1 protein-coding gene and 1 pseudogene are annotated in these 861 nt (G+C 38.1%); both read right to left on the bottom strand.

Annotation, left to right across the window (positions count from 1 at the left end; translation table 11 throughout):
• Positions 1-610: IS110 family transposase (locus KVT27_RS23320; protein WP_217582042.1), on the bottom strand; the 610-nt coding region annotated here is incomplete at its 3' end.
• A 132-nt stretch (positions 611-742) separates the two neighbouring features.
• Positions 743-861: pseudogene (locus KVT27_RS26830) on the bottom strand (recombinase family protein); the annotation flags it as partial.

Below are 861 nucleotides of genomic sequence, written 5' to 3'. Positions count from 1 at the left end.
ATGTTCTTAAGTCCTCTACTGTTTCCCCCTCCAAATGAGATGGTGAAGGATAGCTTTCCCAAAAGGCTAAAGCTGTTTTCCCATCTACTTCTGAAAAGAACTCCTTGTAACTTGGATAATAATAGTTTAATTGCATATGCAATTGGTTCTTCAAAGCTGTTTGTGCTTTTACTAAGGCGTTTCTTCTGCCTACAAGTTGAGCGATTATCCAATGAATATCCGATGGTGTAGCGTCAGGTAAATATGGTAACTTACGAATTAAAACATCTGCGACACATTGAGCATCCCAACTATCATTCTTTTGTGTCATCGCATAGCTGTTTCGTTCTGAATTGGATAAAGAGGAATTGACAAACTTAACGATATAGCCCTGATCTATTATGAATATCGCTAAATCTCTTCCGTAACCGCCCACATCTTCTAATCCAAATACAGGGGTCAAACCTTCTGTAAGAAACCTGTTCACATATTCTAGTAAACTTGGAAAAATGGATGGTTTATTTTGAAAGGTCATTTCTCCTAGCTTTTCAAACCAACAATCCACTATTACCGCTGTATGTTGGAACTTGTGTATATCTAGCCCTATATAAATATGCTTATCTCGTTTCATCAGAAAACCTCACCCCTATATTAGATTGAACGGAAAAAGCAAGACAGAGAATGTCGGCAACCTTAGGTCGAGCGTTAGTCTCTTTAGACTCGCAAGGGTACGAAAGCCTATCCATCCTCTATCTGTTAACCGTTATAAAATGGCTTGATGTTTGCCATTTGCTGTTATGTCTCCATAGCGGTATAACCCACTATAAAAGGCTTTTCTATCTAAAATCCGTTTGATCTGGACTTTCGTAAATAACTTTCCTT

The sequence above is a fragment of the Lysinibacillus sp. GbtcB16 genome, assembly GCF_019091145.1.
Lineage (GTDB): Bacteria > Bacillota > Bacilli > Bacillales_A > Planococcaceae > Lysinibacillus > Lysinibacillus fusiformis.
The sequence above is the reverse complement of the archived record's forward strand: the minus strand, read 5'-3'. Positions and strand labels throughout refer to the sequence as shown.